Genomic DNA, 18,456 nt, shown 5'->3' on the forward strand with positions numbered 1-18,456 from the left:
GTCCTGACATCGCTTCTTTCTATGCTTGTCTCTCCCTCGCAATCCGAAAAGGCACTGTTTTTGTGAGGGTTATGCAGGAAAACGCCAGGGCTGGTGCGCTAAGTGATTTTCTTTCTGAACTTTACTCATCTTTGTTAGTTGGTGATGATGGATGATCAGGACGATTGTCCGGCGTGGCCGACAGGGGATCCTGTTAATGGAATTGTTGATAGGGAAGCAGCCATGAAAAGCGTATTACTCTATTCCGCTCTTGCTGCCAGTCTGGTGTTGACCGGCTGCGGTGATGACGGTGATCAAACCGCAGGGCAATCCGGCGATACGGGTGCGCCAGTAACCAGCGATGCGGCTACGGCGGAAAAGACAGACACCGGCGCCGGAGAAAAGGAGGGGCCCAAGCCCGCTGAAGCAGCCACCAAGGATAGCAATCAGGCCCTGAAAGAGTACTTGCCGTTCTCGGATAACACGTCTTTCGAGCTGGCCCATAAGGGATTCATCGCGCCGCTTCCCAAGGAAATGATCAAGGGTGAAGAGGGCAATCCGGTATGGGATCCGGCCAAGTATGATTTTATTGAGGAAGGCTCGGAAGCACCGGAAACGGTTAACCCGAGTCTGTGGCGCCAATCCCAGTTGTTGAATATTTCCGGTTTATTTGAAGTGACCGACGGGATTTATCAGGTTCGTAATCTCGACCTGTCCAACATGACGATTGTGGAAGGCGAGAAAGGCCTGACCATCATGGATCCGTTGGTATCTGCAGAAACCGCCAAGGTGGCGCTGGACCTCTATTACGAGCATCGCCCGAAAAAACCCGTGGTCGCTGTAATTTATACCCACAGCCATGTGGATCACTATGGTGGCGTTCGTGGTGTGGTCGATGAAGCGGATGTCAACGCGGGCAAGGTGGACATCTACGCCCCGGTGGGCTTCCTGGATGCCGCTGTTGCCGAGAATGTGATGGCCGGTAATGTCATGAGTCGCCGCGCCAGTTACATGTATGGCAACCTGCTGCCGCCCAGCCCGCAAGGTCAAGTAGGCGCCGGGTTGGGGACCACCACCTCGGCCGGTACGGTTACTCTGATTCCTCCCACCAAAATCATTGAAAAGACCGGTGAAGTCCACAAGATTGACGGGCTGACGTATGAGTTTCTGAATGCGCCAGGTTCTGAGGCGCCGTCCGAGATGCTCTATTACATCAAGGAAAAGAAAGCGCTCAATACTGCTGAAGATTCGACGCATACGCTGCACAACACCTACTCGCTGCGCGGTGCCAAGATCCGTGACCCGCTGGCCTGGTCCAAGTATCTGAATCAGGCGCTGGATATGTGGGGTGATGAAGTGGAAGTGATGTACGCCATGCACCATTGGCCAGTGTGGGGCAAGGACAAGGTCAATACGCATATCAGCACACAGCGAGATATGTACCGGTTCATCAACGATGAAACCCTGCGGCTGGCCAATCAGGGCTACACCATGGTGGAAATCGCCGAGCAGATCAAAGTGCCGGATGCCATTGCCAGGAATTTTTCCAATCGAGGGTATTACGGTTCCATCAATCACAACGTGAAAGCCACTTACGTCATGTACCTGGGCTGGTTCATCGGTAACCCGGCTACCCTCAATGAGCTACCGCCAGCGGATGCCGCCAAGCGTTACGTGGACATGATGGGGGGTGTGGATGCCTTGCTGGACAAGGCCCGCGAGTACTACGAGAAAGGCGAGTACCGTTGGGTTGCTGAAGTGGTTAACCATGCAGTGTTTGCAGACCCGGATAATCAGGCAGCGAAAAACCTGCAGGCCGACGCCCTTGAACAGATGGGGTATCAGGCAGAAAGCGGCCCGTGGCGTAACTTCTATCTGAGTGGTGCCCAGGAGCTGCGTAATGGTGTGGCCCAGTTGCCAACGCCGAACACTGCTAGCCCGGATACGGTGCGAGCCATGGATGAAAGCCTGTTCTTTGACTTTCTTGGCGTGCGTCTGAATACCGAAAAAGCGGAAGGAAAACATCTCAAGCTGAACTTCGTGTTTACTGACAAGGACAAGCAGTTTGCCGTGGAAATGGTCAACGGCGTGTTGAATCACAGTGAAGGGCGCCAGTTTGATGAAGCGGATGCCACGATCAGCATGACCCGCGATACCCTGAATGGGTTTATGCTTCAGGAAACGACCCTGGAACAAGCTGTTGAAGATGGTGAGGTGACGGTCGAGGGTGATCAGGCCACGTTGACGGAACTGGTGTCTTGCCTGGATGACTTCGAGTTCTGGTTCAACATCGTCACACCGTAACCGCGCTTTGGTATGACAAAAAAGGCTCCTTCTCAGGAGCCTTTTTTATGGCGTGTCGTTATTAACGATCAGTGATCGTGACCGCCCGGGCCGTGTACGTGGCCGTGTTCTTTTTCTTCGGCTGAGGCTTCGCGTACTTCGGTGATTTCTACGGCGAAGTTCAGGGTCTCACCGGCCAGCGGGTGGTTGCCGTCTACGGTGACTTCATCGCCTTCCACAGCGGTGATGGTGAAGATGCGCGGACCGGCTTCGGTCTGGGCCTGGAACTGCATGCCCGGCTGCAGGTTGTCTTCGTTGCCTTCGAAGGCGGTTTTCGGCACCTGCTGAATCAGTTGTTCGTGACGCTCGCCGTAGCCTTCTTCCGGGGTGACGGTCACATCCAGCTTGTCGCCAGCCTGCTTGCCCAGCAGCGCCTTTTCCAGGCCCGGGATGATGTTGCCGGCACCGTGCAGGTAGGCCAGGGGTTCACCACGCTCGACAGAAGAGTCGATGGTCTGGCCGGCGTTGTTGGTCAGGGTGTAGTGGATGGACACTACGGCATTTTCAGAGATTTGCATGGAAACCCTTTTGGGGTAGATGAATTTGGAATGCAGGGCCATGACAACGCCCCTACACCCGGAAAGACGGCCATTCTAACAACAGCACGGCGGGGCTGACCAACCGGGGGGCCGCTGAACCGATAAACGCGGCCACGACGGTCGGGCATGGGGTTTGCTAAAGTAGGGGTCATGACGCATCCGGATTCCCCTTCGTCCCCGGTCCTTGAGGACCGTTTCGGACGCACCATCGACTACGTACGGCTGTCGGTCACCGACCGCTGTGACTTTCGCTGTGTGTACTGCATGGCGGAGGACATGACCTTTGTGCCGCGGGCGCAGGTGCTGACCCTGGAAGAAATGGGGAGACTGGCGAGGGTGCTGGTGGCGTTGGGGGTCAAACGCATTCGCCTCACTGGGGGGGAACCGTTGGTGCGCAAGGATGTGGCGCACCTGGTGCGCGACATTGGTGCAATCCCGGGGCTGAGTGAACTCAATCTGACCACTAATGGTTCGCGACTGGACCGGTTTGCGGATGAGCTAAAGGCTGGCGGGCTGGATCGTATCAATATCAGCCTTGATTCCCTGAACCCGGACCGTTTTCGCGAGCTGACCCGCACCGGCGATCTGGCGCAGGTGCTCAGAGGCATTGATGCGGCGCGACAGGCGGGCTTCCAGCGGATCAAGCTGAACAGCGTTATCTTGCGTGGGCGCAATCACGACGAGGTGCCGGCGTTGGTGGATTTCGCCCTGGAGAAAGGGCTGGATATCGCGTTTATCGAGGAGATGCCGCTGGGGCAGATTACCGAGCATGATCGGGGGCTGGAGTTCGTGTCCTCCGAGGAGCTGCGAGATGACTTGTCGAAAAGGCTGAATCTGGTTCCGCTGGCGGAGAAAACCGGCGGCCCGTCACGTTACTGGCAGGTGCCGGGAAGTGACAGTCGCATTGGCTTTATTTCCCCTCACTCACAAAACTTTTGCCATTTGTGTAATCGGGTGCGGATCACCGCTGAGGGGCGTATGCTTTTGTGCCTGGGTCATGAGCACAGCGTGGACCTGCGCGCGGTGCTGCGAGCCCACCCGGACGACGATACCCCCCTTCGCAATGCCATTGTCGATGCCATGGCCATCAAGCCCGAGCGGCATGACTTCACCCTGGATCCGGGGGAGCAGCTGGTACGATTCATGAATATGACCGGCGGTTAAATACGGAATAAGCGAGAGACCATGAAATCCCTGCCTGAACTGTTTTCCAACAACGAAAAGTGGCGTCACGAGATTGAGCAGCAGCACCCTGGCTTTTTCAAGGCGCTGGGCGAGCAGCAGAGCCCGGAGTATCTCTGGATCGGCTGTGCAGACTCCCGGGTGCCGGCGAACGAAGTCGTGGGCCTGATGCCCGGTGAGCTGTTTGTTCACCGTAACGTGGCGAACCTGGTCAACCATACTGACTTGAACCTGCTGTCGGTGCTGCAGTTTGCCGTGGACGTGCTCAAGGTGAAGCACATCATGGTGGTGGGCCACTACGGCTGTGGTGGCGTCAAGGCCTCCATGGAAGACGCCCCTCACGGCCTGATCGACAACTGGCTGCGCCAGGTGCGCGAGCTGTACCTGCGCAATCGCAAGAATCTGGCGGAGCTGCCGGATGACCAGGCGCGCCTGGACAAGATGTGCGAGCTGAATGTCGCCCGCCAGGTGATCAATGTGTCCAACACCACGGTTGTCCAGGAAGCCTGGCGTCGTGATCAGCCGCTGACCATCCATGGCTGGATTTACGGTATTGGCGATGGCTGCCTGCGTGATCTGGATATCCAGATTCAGGGCAACCAGGAGCTGCGTACCCTGGAAGCAGACGAATACGGCAGCTGCTCCAGCTGATGAAGCCGCAGGGCGGCAATGCTGCCGCCCTGCACCCCAACGGATTGGCAATCTATCGTTTGTGAGCAAAGCTCCCACAGGGACAAGTTACTCCTGTAGCCCATCCACACTGTGGGAGCGGTGGGACGACCGCTCCCACTTTGCGGCGTGAGCGCCTGTCCCTCAAAACCAGAAGCGCAGTCCTGCCACCAGCATGCCCTGTTCGGTTTTTTCGCCACTGGCGCGGGCCAGGTCGGCGGTGTCGCCGTAGCGCTTTTCCCAGTGAACGCCGATATAGGGGGCGATCTCGCGGCGGATTTCGTAGCGCAGCCTGAGCCCGGCTTCCAGACGGGTGAGTCCGTTGCCTACACGTAGCTCCTCATCTTCCTTGCCGTAGACACTGGCCTCCAGACTGGGTGACAGCACCCATTTCTGGGTCAGCATCAGCTCGTATTCGGCTTCGACCCTTAGCTCGGTCAGGCCGTCTTCGCCGACGAAGAGATTGGCGTCCATTTCAAACTGATAAGGTGCGACGCCCTGCAGACCAATGCTGGCCCAGTCCCGGTTGGGATCATCGGGCTGCCAGTCCCGGCGTACGCCCAGCTGCCAATCCCAGAAGGGCGCAAAGGCGCGGCTCCAGGCCAGTCGGGTTTCCGCGCTTTCAGTGGCGGGGCGCTCGTCGTCGTGTTCCGGTGACATGAGCCGTTCGCCTTCGCTGGAAAAGAACAGCTTGTTGATGTCGCCGCCGTACCAGGCTCCCACTTCCCACCCCATCACGCGGCCTTCGTCGCTGTCACGGGCTTCCAGTTGATCAACCATGACGCGGCCGAAACGTTGGGGGTGTTCGCTCATGGCATACAGGGCGGGGCTGGTCGAACTCAAGCCCACCAGCATCATTAACGAGGTAAAACGTTTCATCAGTGGTGTCCTCCATGCCGGGCGTGGGGATCGTCGGGCGGCTCGCCTGCTGCGTTTGGGTGGGGGGCGGGTACCACGCGTACTTCCCGGAACATGCCTGCTTCCATGTGGTAGAGCAGGTGACAGTGGTAGGCCCAGCGGCCGAGGGCGTCGGCGCGGACCAGATAACTGAGCTTTTCGCCGGGTTTGACGGTGATGGTGTGTTTGCGCAACAGCTTGCCGTTGCCCAGCTCCAGGTCGCTCCACAGGCCATGCAGGTGGATGGGGTGGGTCATCATGGTGTCGTTCACCAGCGTGATGCGCACCCGTTCGTTGTGGTACAGCTCCAGGGGCTCGGCGTCGGCGAACGCAATGCCATTGAAGCTCCACATGTAGCGGCTCATGTTGCCGGTCAGGTGCAGCACGATTTCACGGTCCGCGTGAAGACTGTCGACAGGGTTATCGACGGTGCTGCCGAGGGTGGTCATGTCCGCGTAGGTGAGCACTTTCCACGGCCGGTCGCGCAGGCCGATGCCCGGGTCGGCAAGCATGTCGCCGGGGGCCATGGCGCGCATGTCCACGCCGGGTCCGTATTCGCTGGGAGGATGCTCGATGGCGCTACCCCGTGGGGGCAGGTCCGGGTTGCTGTTGTCGACGGCGAAGGGGGGCGGCGGGGGCGTTGATGTTTTGGCGCCATGATGCTCATGGCCCATGGCGCTGTGATCCATTCCGTCCATCTTGCCCCTGTCATGTGCCATGCCGTGCTGCATGCCGCCATGGCCGCTTTCGCCATGCATGGCTCCCATCCCCATTTCGGTGTGTCCGAGCAGGGGCGGCGGATCCATCTCCGGCACCTTGGCGGTCAGGCCCGGGGCCGGGGTCAGGGTGCCGCGGGCATACCCGGAACGGTCGATACTCTGCGCGAACAGGGTGTAGGCCTGGTGAGCGTCGGGCTCGACGATCACGTCGAGAGTTTCTGCCACGCCCAGTCGCACTTCATGAAAAGGCACCGGGGTAACCGGCTGGCCGTCCATGGCAACCACGGTCATGTCCAGGCCGGGGATGCGGATATCGAAGAAGGTCATGGCGCTGGCGTTGATAAACCGCAGCTTGATGCGCTCACCGGGATTGAACTGGCAGGTCCAGTTGCCGTTTGGGGTCTGGCCGTTCATCAGGTAGGTGTAGGTATAGCCGGTGACATCGGCCAGGTCGCTCTGGCTCATGCGCATGCTATTCCACATGTGCCGGTCCTTGAGCGTCTGGATCACCCCTTTGTCGCGAAAGTCCCGCAGGGTGTCGAACACGGTGCGTTCGTTGAAGTTGTAGTAGTGACTCAGTTTCTTGAGCGTGGCGTAGAGCTGTTGCGGGTCTTCGTCGCTCCAGTCAGACAGCAGCACTACCTGCTCGCGGTCAACCGTGTGGGGATACGGGGTCTTCGGGTCAATGATGATGGAACCATACAGGCCGGTCTGTTCCTGAAAGCCGGAGTGGCTGTGGTACCAATAGGTGCCGTTTTGTACCACCGGGAACTGGTAGGTGAACGTTTCCCCCGGTTTGATGCCATCGAAAGACAGGCCGGGAACGCCATCCATCTGATAGGGCAGCAGCAGGCCGTGCCAGTGAATGGAGCTGGTTTCTGGCAGCAGGTTGGTGATCTTTAGCGTGACGGTGTCGCCTTCGCGCCAGCGCAGGGTCGGCCCGGGGATGCCGCCGTTGATGGTAGTGGCCGGTCGGGTCTTGCCGGTGAGGTTCACATCGGCGCCGCCCAGGGTCAGGTGAAAGGTGTCACCGCGCAGTTCAGGGGCGCCGGTGTGGCCCTGACGGGCCAGCAGTTGCCGGGGGGCAAGGCCCAGTCCCAGGCCGGCGGTACCCAGCGCGAGTCCCTGCACGAAGCGTCGGCGCGGCAGGGAAAATCGGTTCTTTTCCATGTTGGTCTCCAGAAGGTTTGAGGAAAAACGGGCTCAAACTTTCCGGGACGGTGGGCGAAGGGGGAGACGGTGGATGCCGGGAAACTCTTTTGGGGCCGTTGCAGAGTCAAAACGCAGGGCGGGAGGTTCCTGGCTGGCAGGCAAGTGCAGCAGCAAGGCGGTGCTGACCTGACACAGCGTCAGACACTGGCAGGTGTCGCCGTCTTCGCAGTGGGGGCGGTTGTCTTTGGGGGCCGGTCGGTGCAGGGCGTGTTGGCTGTGCTCCGAGGGGCTGGCAGCGGCGGGTGATGCCTGATGGTGGCAATGGGTCAGGGTGCTGTGATCCATCATCATCGCGCCGGAGGGCGGATGGGGGCCCGGCGCCATGCTACCTGCCGTTGCCACAGCATTACCCGTCACCAGCATCAGGGCGGTGACGAGCAGGGCGACCAGGGCCCTGGTGCGGGTGTGGCAACGCAGGAACAACATCATAGCAGGCATTATGAACCGGGGGGCTACCCCCAGGTCAATGCTGGCGGATCCAGCCATAGCGTCTGAGTGACGACGCTGCAGGCAATCACCACCAGCAGTACGGCGGTGCCCCGTTCCACCCAGTGATGGTGTTCGCGCAACCAGGGTAAAAAGCGGCTGCGACCCAGTAACAGGGCGACCAGCACGTACCAGGCACCGTCGATGATCATGGCGGTGAGCGCAATCTGGATTCGGGCGGGCTGGCCCATCTCCGATGACAGGAACTGGCTGAACAGGGCAAGGAAGAACAGTGCCACTTTGGGATTGAGGAAGGCCACGGCAAAACCGTCCCAGGCAGCGCCATGTAACACGTTGGGCGGGGGGGAGGTGTGTGCCGGTGCCTGCGCTTGGCGGCTGGCCTGCCAACTTTTCCAGGCCATCCACAACAAAAAGAGGGCCCCCAGCAAGCTGAAGGCCAATTCCAGTCCCGGGTAGCGTTTGAACAGCACCGCCATGCCCGCCACGGTGGCGGCTGCCCAGATGCCTACGCCCAGGGCATGGGTGAGGCCGGCAATCGCGCCGGCCCGGGCACCGCCATGCAGGGTGTGTCGGGTAATCACCGCCAGACTGATGCCTGGCGTCATGGCGCCAAGGGCGCAAATGCTGGCGAGCAACAGCCAGTCGTGTAACGGCAGCATTCAGAGTCTCGTTAGGTGAAAGCGGGCACTGTAACGGGTTGGTGTGACAGGTTGAAGTGAAGAGCAGCTGCGAGCTATCAGCTTTGAGCTGCGAGCCAAACAATAAAATCTCAAAAACGTTTGGTGCGCGGGCAGGGCCTTGGGATATTTTAAGCCCTTTCCGCGACTGGTCGCTCGCAGCTGTTAGCTGTTAATTCCCCGGATGGTGGCTGAAGACTGCCATGCCGTCTTCATCGAACAACAACACATCGTAGGTATCCACGCGATCGCCCATCTCCATACCCGGGGAACCTACGGGCATACCAGGAACGGTCAGGCCCTTGCCTTCGGGGCGCTCGGCCAGCAGGCGGTCCACGTCGCTGGCGGGGACATGGCCTTCGATCACGTAGCCATCAATAAAGGCGGTGTGGCAGGAGCCGCCACCGGGGAGAATGCCGGCTTTTTCCTTGATGGCCTGCATGTTGTCGGTGTCGTGCACTTCCACGGTGTAGCCGTGCTCTTTCATATGATCCACCCAGGCACCACAGCAACCGCAGGTAGGTGATTTATACACTTCCAGCCGCTTGCTGCCGACCTTGTCGTCGACGGATGCGTGTTGCTGTGCCTTGGCCGGCTCGCGGGCTTCAGGCTGGACGGGTTCCTGTTCGCCGCACGCAGCCATCAACAGAGCAGTTAAAACAACCAGAATTTTTTTCACGGCAAGTCCTCATCATTGTTTACGTGTTGCGTGTTGCGGTCAGTCCACAACCAGTCTGCCCTGATACATCTGCATCTGACAGGTGAAACGGTATTCGCCGGCGGCGGGATTATCCAGTGTGATGGTGGTGATTTTGCCGGTGTCCAGAAAGGCACTCATGTCCAGCCCGTGAAAGACCACCTGTTCCGCACAGGGGGAGGGATCCTTGCGCTGGAAATGCAGGGTCAACGGTTGCCCGGCCCGGGCATGGATAACGGCAGGATCATAGACGCCGTTATCCACGATCACCGTGGTTTCGCTGACGATCTGCTGCGAGCGTGTTTTGCGGCCACCGGGTTGTGACAGCCAGAACCAGCCAATGATCAGGGCGATCAGCAGCAGGCCGGCAAGATTGATCAGCAGGGTCATGGTTGGCTCTCCGGTTTTCGGGCGGTGACCACCAACCCGGTTTTGTGCATGATCTGGCCGAGAACACTGACGCTGTCTTCCGGGTGGCGGGTCATCGCGGGTTGTTCAAAGCCGGCATTGGCCAGTGCCTGCATAAGGTCCGGTCCTTCGTAGGTCAGAAAGCCATGCTCGAACACGGGCAGGGTCGACATGCTTTGCCGGTCCCGCAAGCCAAGGCAGAGTTGGCCGCCCGGCTTCAGGTGTTGGTAAATCGCGTGCAGGGCTGGCGCGAGAGGTTGCCAGAAATACACCACGTTGATTGCCAGAATGCCGTGGTAGTGATTTTCCGGCAGGGGCGCCTGGCGAATATCACCGTGGGTAAAACGTACTCCGGGCCTGAAGCCGTGCAGGGCATCGGCGGCCTTCACCATGTCAGCGGACAGGTCCAGACCGGTGTAATCAAGATCCGGAGCTTGTGCAAGCAGCGTGGGTAAATGCCCGGCACTGCCGGGGCCGATTTCGAGCAGCCGTTCGGCACCCTGCAGCGTCAACGCGGCGTAAGTGTTGGCGATGATCGGTTGATTGCTGCTGTTCATGTTGCCCGCCACGGTGGCGCCGTCGGCGCCTGTGGGCTGACGTAACTGGGCGGCGAGTTGTTCGGGCGTCATGATTTGGGTTCCTTGCGAGGGGTGAACAGACGAAGCCGGTTGGCATTGGTGACCACAGTGACGGAGCTGAGTGACATGGCCGCACCAGCAATCACCGGGCTGAGTAAACTGCCGGTGAAGGGATACAGCACCCCGGCGGCAACTGGCACCCCCAGGCTGTTGTAGACGAAGGCGCCAAACAGGTTTTGTTTGATGTTGCGTACGGTGGCGGTGGAGATCGCCATGGCATCTGCCACCCCGTGCAGGGAACCGCCCATCAGGGTAATGGCGGCGGATTCGATGGCCACGTCGGTGCCGGTGCCGATGGCAAACCCCACATCCGCCTGGGCCAGTGCCGGGGCATCATTGATACCGTCGCCGACCATGGCCACGGTGCGACCTTCCTGCTGCAGGGCCAGGACTTTCTTCGCCTTGTCTTCCGGCAGTACCTCGGCCATGACCTCATCGACACCGGCCTGTTTGGCGATGGCTCTGGCGCTGGCTGCGATATCGCCGGTGATCATGATGACGGTCAGCCCTGCGTCTTTCAGCCGTGCGATGGCCGCCCGTGAATCGTCCTTGATGCGATCGGCGACACCGATAATGCCTAACAGGGTGTTGCCTTCGGACAGAAACAACGGGGTGGCCCCCTTGTCGGTCAGGGGCTGGCTGTCGAGGGTAATGCTGACCCCCTCACTTTCCAGCCAGCGACGATTGCCCAGTCGGTACGCCTTGCCTGCCAACGTGGCGGCGACCCCCTTGCCGTTGAGTGCCTGAAACTGGCTGGCGCTTTCCAGTGACAGCTGTCGCTGTGCGGCCTCGTTGAGGATGGCCATGGCGAGCGGATGCTCCGAGCCGCGTTCCAGGCTGGCCGCCAGCTGTAGCACAGACGTTTCCTGTTGGCCGTCAGCACAGACGATATCGGTGACCGCGGGTTTGCCTTCGGTAATGGTGCCGGTCTTGTCGAGGACGATGGTGTCCAGGGTACTGCTGGTTTGCAGGGCCTCCCCCTGACGAATCAGGATGCCATGCTCGGCCGCTTTGCCGACGCCGACCATCACCGACATGGGCGTGGCCAGACCCAGCGCACAGGGGCAGGCAATGATCAGTACCGTGGTGGCGCTGATCAGCATGTGGGTGATGCGCGGGTCGGGCCCCAGGTTGAACCAGACCAGCGCCGAGATTACCGCAATGATCATGATGGTGGGGACAAAGACCGCGGAGACCTGATCGGCCAGCCGGCCAATGGGGGGCTTGCTGCCCTGGGCTTTTTTTACCAGTGCGACAATTTGCGATAACGCCGTATCGCGCCCCACGGCAGTGGCTTTGTACAGCAGGGTGCCGCCTTCATTCAGGGTGCCGGCACTGACCCGGTCCCCTGGTGTCTTCTCCACGGGCATGGGTTCACCGGTGAGCATGGATTCATCGATACGGCTTTGGCCTTCCTGTACCTCGCCATCCACGGCAATTTTTTCCCCGGGGCGCACGCGCAGCAGATCGCCGGTTTGTACCTGCTCCACCGGGATGTCGGTTTCCTTGCCGTCACGCATCACCCGCGCCGTCTTGGCGCCCAGATCCAGCAGTCGTTTCACGGCCGCGCTGGTCTTGCCACGAGCGCGGACTTCCAGCGCCTGACCGAGGTTGATCAGGCCGATGATCATGGCACTGGCCTCGAAGTACACATGCCGGGCGGCCTCGGGCAGGGCGGTTGGCACCAGCACCACGACCATGGAATACCACCAGGCGGCGCCGGTGCCCAGGGCAATCAGGGTGTCCATGTTGGCGTTGTGATTGCGGAAGGCTTTCCAGGCGCCGATGAAAAAGTGGCGCCCGGCGGTTGCCAGGATCGCAAGAGTGGCAACGCCGATTGCCAGCCAGATCCACTGACTGGGCTCGCCCGGGCGTACCATCATGTCACCGCCGAGCAGGCCCCAGGCCATCAGGGGGACGCCCAGGCCAAGCCCCAGCCACATGTGGCGCAGCAGTTGGCGGTAGTGCGTCTGTTGCTGGGCCTCTTGAGCCTCATCGTCGCCCTCATTGGCTTCGCTGGCGCCATAACCGGCGGCCTCGACGGCCTGTATCAAGGTGTCGGGACGGGCGTGGCCGCGGACGCGGGCAGTGCGATCCGCAAAGTTCATGTCCGCCTGATCGACACCGGGGGTGTTGCGCAGGGCGCTTTCAATGGTGCGTACGCAGGACGCACAGGTCGCCCCGGTAATATTGAGAATGATGTCGACAGCGTCGCCGGTCTCGGCAGGAGGGTGGGTGGCCTGTGACGTCGGATGGCATGCCGGAGTCTTTGCAGGGGCATAGCCTGCCCCGGCAATGGCATCCTGCAGCTGCGCTTTGCTGGTACGGTCGTCGTCCTGATGCACCTGTACCTGTTGCGTCTCCAGGTCCACCTCAATACCCCGAACCCCCGGCAGCGTTTGCAGAGCGCGGCGAATCTTGTTGGCGCACCCCTGGCAGGTCGCACCGGCAATGGGAAGAATGTGATGTGACACGGGTCTTCTCCCTGATGAAGTGGGCTCTGTCACAAATTGTCTAACCTTGGGGTAACCCCGGGGTCAACCCCTGTGCTATAAATCCGCACCGCCATTGAAAATTTTTATAAAACACCGGAAATAGCGGAACTGATCCGGGGAAATGCTCTCAATAGAAACACTACACTGAGGCAACTTTGGATGCCGTTGATTCAATTGCGAACGAGGACGACTTTTATGTTGAAAAAAACTTTGCTTGTGTCAGGGATTGCACTGGCTGTTGCCGCCCCTGCGATGGCTGAGCAGCGCACTTCTTCCGTGCGTGACAATGGTTTCTCCTACTCGTATGGCCAGCTGGCCTACGATCGCTGGGATTTCGACGGTGATTGGGATGCGGATGCGCTGAGCGCTGAAGGCAGCTTTGGTCTGGACGAGCATATTTTCCTGCGTGGCGCCCTGCGTTTCTACGATGGCGATTACGATATTGATGGCAAACAGCTGTCCGCAGGTGTCGGGTTTCACACCCCGTTGCAGCAAGGTCTGGACTTCGTGACCAGCGCGGACATCATTTACGATGACCGTGATTATCGTTTCGGAGATGACGATGATGTGGGTTTTGAGGTTCGTGGCGGTGTGCGTCATGCCACCACCGAAAAGCTCGAGCTGTCCGGTGGTCTGACCTATATCGACCTGTATGACGATGATTTGGGTGTTTATGGTGAGGGGCTCTTTAAGGTGACTCCTGTTGTGGATCTCGGTGCCCGAGTGGTTGTGGCCAGCGATCGCGATTCCATTGGTGTGTTCGGTCGTTACAACTTCTAAACCGGTTGTTGTTAGCGCCTAAAAAAGCCCGCCGGGGAATCCCGGCGGGCTTTTTTAGGCTTATTGTGCAGGCGATGAGATCAAAAGGCGTCTACAGGGTGGTGGTTTCCTGCCATTGCATAATGGCTTCCCAGCCGCTGTCGTGGCTTTGTTCCAGGGCCTCTCTAATGCCCGGCTGGCTGCGCTCCCAGTCTTCGATGACGCTCTCCGGCAACGCCTGAAGTCCGCTGAGCAAGTGGCTCTCCAGACCGTCCCGAATGCCCTCGGGAATAACCAATTCATTGTCTTCCAGGGGGAGTGCCTGTTTTTGCTGGCGGCCCAGCAGGGTGCCAAGACCGCAGTGAAGATCTGCTGCGGTCAGAGTGGCGTCACTGATCAATGTTCGGTAGTCCGCGATCAGCTGTTCGCTGGCAAGCGCAAGCCACTGCCGGCGACGAGCCATGCTGTCCTCTTCGCCGATGAAAGCGTTCAGGGGCTTGGGCAAAGCAGCCGTGCCATTGAGCACCACGAACAATGCGGCAAAGCCCAGGCTGGCCTCGGCGCTGTCGGTAGCGCCGTGCTGGGTGCGTAGTGTCTTGCGAGACATTTCCAGATACGGGTCACTGATCAGACCTGAGTCGGGCCACTCGGGCAGGGCGTCAATATAGCCGGGGTAAAGTGGCCAGCTATCCAGGCGGTCCAGAATAAGCTGTTGCTCCAGCTGGCAGGCCCGCGCGGCGGGCAGAAGGTAGTGTCCGGCCAGTGTTTTGTACCACTGTGTCAGTTTCTCCCGCAGTTGTTTCAGTGAGGCGTTTTCCGGATTTCGATCAAACTGGCTCAGAGCGTGCTGCCACTGGGCTGCGGCTTGCTCAAACTGGTCGCTGCTGGTTTGTTGCCAGTCGGCAACAGGGATGCCCGGGAGCAGGGGGGAGTCCTGTTCCGGCGGTGCGGAGTCGGTGTTGCTGGATTGTTCGCAAGCCATCAGGAGCAAAGCCAGCAAGCTGGCCAGCAAATAACGCATGGTTCCCACTTTATTCCTGGTATGTGTGAGTCGTTGGTAAGGGTGTGTCGTTCACGGCGTGAAGCGTGCTAACGCAAGCTGATAACCGGCCATCCTCTTTCGCGTGCTTCCCGCTCCAGGGTGGCATCCGGGTCCACGGCTACCGGGTTGTCCACCTGTTGAAGCAGTGGCAGATCATTGTGGGAGTCACTATAGAAGTAGCTGCCATCAAGGGTTTCGCCGTGGTCGTCCAGCCATGCCTGTAAGCGGCTGACCTTGCCTTCGCGGTAGCTGGGGGTGCCGTCGATGTCGCCGGTAAAGCGTTCCTTGCGCCGCTCGGCCACGGTGGCGATAAGGTGATCAATGCCCAAGCGGTCGGCAAGTGGCGCGGTGACAAAATCGTTGGTGGCGGTAATGATCATCAGGGTGTGGCCTTGTTGGCGATGTTTTTCTACCAGTTCCGCCGCCTTGGGCAGCCACATCTCATCGAGTTTTTCAGCCAGGAACTGTTCGCGCCAGAAGTGCAGCTGGGCCATGTCATTGTCTGCCAGCACTTTCAGGGAGAAGCGCAGGTACGCCAGGATGTCCAGACGACCGTTCTGGTAATCCACATAGAACTGGTCGTTGGTTTCCTTGTAATGCTCGGCGTCGACAATGCCTTTTTCCACCAGCCAGTCGCCCCACAGGTGGTCGGAATCACAGCCAATAAGAGTGTTGTCCAGATCAAAAATCGCGAGTGTCATGACCTCTCCTCAGATGAGGGCTCATTCTAGGGGATGCGGATGACAAGTCATAGCGGCGGGAAAGTGCTCACACGAGCAAAAGGTATGAAAGTTGCAGTAATGCGAATTGATTGCAGGTTGCCCGACAAGGTTTAATGGGGCTATGACACTCGGACTAATCCTCATGAAACGCATGGGGATTCGAGCCTGACACCAGAGAGATCATGACAGGCATTATTGATGACAACGGATTCCGGTTGAATGTCGGGATCATTATTGCCGGCCGGGACGGCCGGGTTTTTTGGGGCCGCCGCATGGGCAATCGCGATGCCTGGCAATTCCCCCAGGGTGGCATGATGCCCGGTGAAACCCCGGAAGAGACTCTGTTCCGTGAGCTGGAAGAGGAAGTTGGCCTGCGCCCGGAGCACGTGGAAATCATTGCCAGCACCGAAGGTTGGCTCAGCTACCGTTTGCCGCGCCGTTTTCTGCGTCGTCCGCTCAACCGTCCCGACAGCCGTCCGCACTGCATTGGCCAGCGCCAGAAGTGGTTTCTGTTGCGTCTCACAGCAGCCGAAGAGGCGATTGATCTTTTTGCCAGTGACAGCCCGGAGTTCAAGGCCTGGCGATGGGTCAACTACTGGTACCCTATTCGCAAGGTCGTGCACTTCAAGCGCGGGGTGTATGCCCGTGCGTTGCGTGAGCTGGCACCGGCCCTGAAAAAAGAGGTCGGATCGCTGTCCGGCAAGAAGGGAGCGCGACAGCGCCCCCGGACGGCGAAACCCGGAGGGGCTTCCGATGCTTGATACCCTGCGCCGTATTGTTCAGGAAGTGAATAATGCGCCGGACATTCGTGCCGCTCTGGATCTGATGGCGAAGCGCGTGCGTGATGCCATGGGCACCGAGGTTTGCTCCATATACCTGCGCGACGAAGATGACCAGCGTTACGTGTTGATGGCTTCTGAAGGTTTGAAACAGGAAGCCGTGGGCAATGTCAGCCTGGGATTGTCGGAAGGACTGATTGGCCAGGTTGGCATGCGTGAAGAGCCGGTTAACCTGGAAGATGCTTTCTCGCACCCCCGATTCCACTACCTGGCGGAAACCGGGGAAGATCCTTTCCATGCGTTTCTGGGCGTGCCGGTGATGCACCACGGCAAGGTTCTCGGAGTCATGGTGGTGCAGCAGCGTGACGTGCGCCGCTTTGACCAGAGTGAGGAAGCATTTCTGGTGACCATCTCGGCCCAGTTATCGGCGGTGATTGCCCATGCACATGCCTCCGGTGTGTTGTTCGACCAGCTGGATACCGGTGGAGTGGATCTTCCCAGTTTCTATGACGGTTTGCCTGGCTGCCCGGGAGCTGCCATCGGCTATGGTGTCCTGTTGTTTCCCGAAGCGGATCTGGCGTCGGTGCCGGACCGCCAGGTCGACGATGTCGGGAGCGAGATCGCGCGCCTGGATGATGCGCTGGTGCGCACCCGTCAGGAAGTGCGGGATCTGGCCGAGCGCGCCTCAAAATCGTTGGGTGCGGAAGAACAGGCACTGTTTGATGTCTACCTGCGGATGCTGGATCGGCATGCGCTGCCGGCTGAGGTGATTACCCAGATCCGGGAAGGGCAATGGGCGCAAGGTGCCTTGCGGGACGTGGTGGACCAGCACGTTCGCAATTTTGAAATGATGGACGATCCCTACCTGCGCGAACGGGCCGCTGATGTGCGCGATCTGGGTCGTCGGGTGCTGGCCCAGCTGCAAAGGCAAGGGCGCAGGCATGTGATATTCCCCGATGAGTGTATTCTTCTGGGCGAGGATATTTCTGCCCCAATGTTGATGGAGGTGCCTCGCGAACGCATTCGCGGGATTGTCACCACACGGGGCTCGCGCAACTCACACATGGCCATTGTCGCCCGTGCCATGGGGATCCCTACTGTGGTGGGGGCCCAGAATTTGCCGCTCAAACAAATGGATGACAAGGAAATCATCGTGGATGGTTTCCGTGGCCGGGTGGTGGCCAACGCGTCACCTGAGCTCAAGGCGCAGTTCGAGGAAATTATCCGCGAAGAAGCAACGCTGCAGGCCGGTCTCGAAAAACTGCGTCATGAGCCTGCCGAAACGGAAGATGGCTTCCGTATCCGGTTGCAGGTGAACACCGGGTTGATGACGGATATCAATCGTTCCCTTGAGCGTGGTGCAGAAGGCGTTGGCCTGTACCGCACCGAAATCCCTTTCATGGTGAGAGACCGTTTCCCGTCTGAAGAAGAGCAGCGGGTGATTTACCGCGAACAGCTATCGGCTTTTGCGCCTCACCCGGTGACCATGCGCACCCTTGATGTGGGTGGCGACAAGTCGCTGAGTTATTTCCCGATTGAGGAAGAGAATCCATTTCTGGGTTGGCGGGGCTTGCGGGTTACCCTGGATCACCCGGAAATTTTCATGGTTCAGGTACGCGCCATGCTCAAGGCAAGCGAGGGGCTGGATAATCTGCGCATCATGCTGCCCATGGTCACCAGCGTGATCGAGGCGGAAGACGCCCAGCACTTTATCCACCGTGCCTGGCTGGAAGTCCGCGATGAAGGGCTGGACATCCCCATGCCGGAAGTGGGGGTCATGATCGAGGTGCCTGCCTCTGTTTACCAGGCCCGCGCGCTGGCCCAGCGGGTCGATTTTCTTTCGATCGGCACCAATGATCTCACCCAGTACCTGTTGGCCGTGGACCGCAATAACCGGCAGGTGGCCTCGCTCTATAATTCCTATCACCCCGCTGTGCTGCACGCGATCCTGCATGTGATCGAGCAGGCGAAAGAAGAGGGCAAAACCGTCTCGGTGTGTGGGGAAATGGCTGGCGAACCTGCCTCGGCGTTGTTGCTGATGGCCATGGGGGTGGATGCGTTGTCCATGAACGCCTCCAACCTGCTTAAAGTGAAAGCCGCGATTCGCCGGGTGAAGATTTCCTTCGTGCGCAAACTGCTCAGTGAAGTGCTGGCCATGGATAACGGTGAAGTGATCTCCGCCTACGTGGACTTGCAGCTGGACAAGGCCGGCCTCGGTGACTTGCTGCGAAACCGCAAGGCCATCAACTGAC

The 18,456-nt window shown here is 59.4% G+C and carries 17 protein-coding genes; 6 read left to right on the forward strand and 11 right to left on the reverse strand.

Going from position 1 to position 18,456, the window contains the following annotated elements:
• Positions 1-222 precede the first annotated feature (222 nt).
• Positions 223-2,283: an alkyl/aryl-sulfatase gene (locus Q672_RS22440; protein ID WP_022984682.1), complete on the forward strand. Its 2,061-nt coding sequence runs from the start codon at positions 223-225 to the stop codon at positions 2,281-2,283.
• A gap of 68 nt (positions 2,284-2,351) precedes the next feature.
• On the opposite strand, the gene Q672_RS22445 is transcribed toward Q672_RS22440, so the two are convergent.
• Positions 2,352-2,840 carry an FKBP-type peptidyl-prolyl cis-trans isomerase gene (locus tag Q672_RS22445; RefSeq protein ID WP_031226154.1) on the reverse strand — a complete coding sequence of 163 codons (489 nt, stop codon included), beginning with the start codon at positions 2,838-2,840 and terminating at the stop codon, positions 2,352-2,354.
• 171 nt (positions 2,841-3,011) lie between these two features.
• Between Q672_RS22445 and moaA the strand changes: the two genes are divergently transcribed.
• Complete coding sequence (moaA, locus tag Q672_RS22450) at positions 3,012-4,025, forward strand: GTP 3',8-cyclase MoaA (RefSeq protein ID WP_022984684.1); 1,014 nt, start codon at positions 3,012-3,014, stop codon at positions 4,023-4,025.
• Positions 4,026-4,046: 21 nt separating this feature from the next.
• Positions 4,047-4,694: a carbonate dehydratase gene (can, locus tag Q672_RS22455; protein WP_022984685.1), complete on the forward strand. Its 648-nt coding sequence runs from the start codon at positions 4,047-4,049 to the stop codon at positions 4,692-4,694.
• A 162-nt stretch (positions 4,695-4,856) separates the two neighbouring features.
• Here the strand turns inward: can and Q672_RS22460 are convergent, their stop codons facing one another.
• The 8 genes from Q672_RS22460 to Q672_RS22495 form a co-directional block, all read right to left on the reverse strand.
• The gene (locus tag Q672_RS22460) at positions 4,857-5,591 is read right to left on the reverse strand and encodes a copper resistance protein B (protein ID WP_022984686.1); all 735 of its coding nucleotides are present in this window, start codon (positions 5,589-5,591) and stop codon (positions 4,857-4,859) included.
• Positions 5,591-7,498 carry a copper resistance system multicopper oxidase gene (locus Q672_RS22465; protein WP_022984687.1) on the reverse strand — a complete coding sequence of 636 codons (1,908 nt, stop codon included), beginning with the start codon at positions 7,496-7,498 and terminating at the stop codon, positions 5,591-5,593. The genes Q672_RS22460 and Q672_RS22465 overlap by 1 nt, the downstream gene beginning before the upstream one ends.
• Positions 7,499-7,531: 33 nt before the next feature.
• Positions 7,532-7,978, reverse strand: coding sequence for a hypothetical protein (locus Q672_RS22470; protein WP_152521816.1), 447 nt, complete (start codon positions 7,976-7,978; stop codon positions 7,532-7,534).
• Between the two features lie 14 nt (positions 7,979-7,992).
• Complete coding sequence (locus Q672_RS22475; RefSeq protein WP_022984689.1) at positions 7,993-8,646, reverse strand: LysE family translocator; 654 nt, start codon at positions 8,644-8,646, stop codon at positions 7,993-7,995.
• 190 nt (positions 8,647-8,836) lie between these two features.
• A complete protein-coding gene (locus tag Q672_RS22480; RefSeq protein WP_022984690.1) occupies positions 8,837-9,343 on the reverse strand; it encodes a DUF411 domain-containing protein in 507 nt (168 codons plus the stop codon).
• A 39-nt stretch (positions 9,344-9,382) separates the two neighbouring features.
• Positions 9,383-9,751: a cupredoxin domain-containing protein gene (locus Q672_RS22485; RefSeq protein WP_022984691.1), complete on the reverse strand. Its 369-nt coding sequence runs from the start codon at positions 9,749-9,751 to the stop codon at positions 9,383-9,385.
• On the reverse strand, positions 9,748-10,398 hold the full coding sequence (locus Q672_RS22490; protein ID WP_022984692.1) for a class I SAM-dependent methyltransferase: 651 nt from the start codon (positions 10,396-10,398) through the stop codon (positions 9,748-9,750). The genes Q672_RS22485 and Q672_RS22490 overlap by 4 nt, the downstream gene beginning before the upstream one ends.
• Positions 10,395-12,881: a heavy metal translocating P-type ATPase gene (locus Q672_RS22495; RefSeq protein ID WP_022984693.1), complete on the reverse strand. Its 2,487-nt coding sequence runs from the start codon at positions 12,879-12,881 to the stop codon at positions 10,395-10,397. The genes Q672_RS22490 and Q672_RS22495 overlap by 4 nt, the downstream gene beginning before the upstream one ends.
• A 216-nt stretch (positions 12,882-13,097) precedes the next feature.
• Between Q672_RS22495 and Q672_RS22500 the strand changes: the two genes are divergently transcribed.
• Positions 13,098-13,682 (forward strand): hypothetical protein, encoded by a 585-nt coding sequence (locus Q672_RS22500; protein WP_022984694.1) that lies wholly within the window; start codon positions 13,098-13,100, stop codon positions 13,680-13,682.
• A 91-nt stretch (positions 13,683-13,773) separates the two neighbouring features.
• Here Q672_RS22500 and Q672_RS22505 read toward each other — a convergent pair whose 3' ends face one another.
• A complete protein-coding gene (locus Q672_RS22505) occupies positions 13,774-14,682 on the reverse strand; it encodes a hypothetical protein (RefSeq protein ID WP_022984695.1) in 909 nt (302 codons plus the stop codon).
• A 68-nt stretch (positions 14,683-14,750) separates the two neighbouring features.
• The gene (locus Q672_RS22510; RefSeq protein WP_022984696.1) at positions 14,751-15,404 is read right to left on the reverse strand and encodes an HAD family hydrolase; all 654 of its coding nucleotides are present in this window, start codon (positions 15,402-15,404) and stop codon (positions 14,751-14,753) included.
• Between the two features lie 203 nt (positions 15,405-15,607).
• Between Q672_RS22510 and Q672_RS22515 the strand changes: the two genes are divergently transcribed.
• Positions 15,608-16,186 (forward strand): RNA pyrophosphohydrolase, encoded by a 579-nt coding sequence (locus tag Q672_RS22515; protein WP_022984697.1) that lies wholly within the window; start codon positions 15,608-15,610, stop codon positions 16,184-16,186.
• Positions 16,179-18,455, forward strand: coding sequence for a phosphoenolpyruvate--protein phosphotransferase (ptsP, locus tag Q672_RS22520; protein WP_022984698.1), 2,277 nt, complete (start codon positions 16,179-16,181; stop codon positions 18,453-18,455). The genes Q672_RS22515 and ptsP overlap by 8 nt, the downstream gene beginning before the upstream one ends.
• The last annotated feature ends 1 nt before the right edge of the window (position 18,456 follow it).

Origin of the sequence: Alcanivorax sp. P2S70 (assembly GCF_000475295.1) — a bacterium.
GTDB classification, from domain to species: domain Bacteria; phylum Pseudomonadota; class Gammaproteobacteria; order Pseudomonadales; family Alcanivoracaceae; genus Alcanivorax; species Alcanivorax profundi.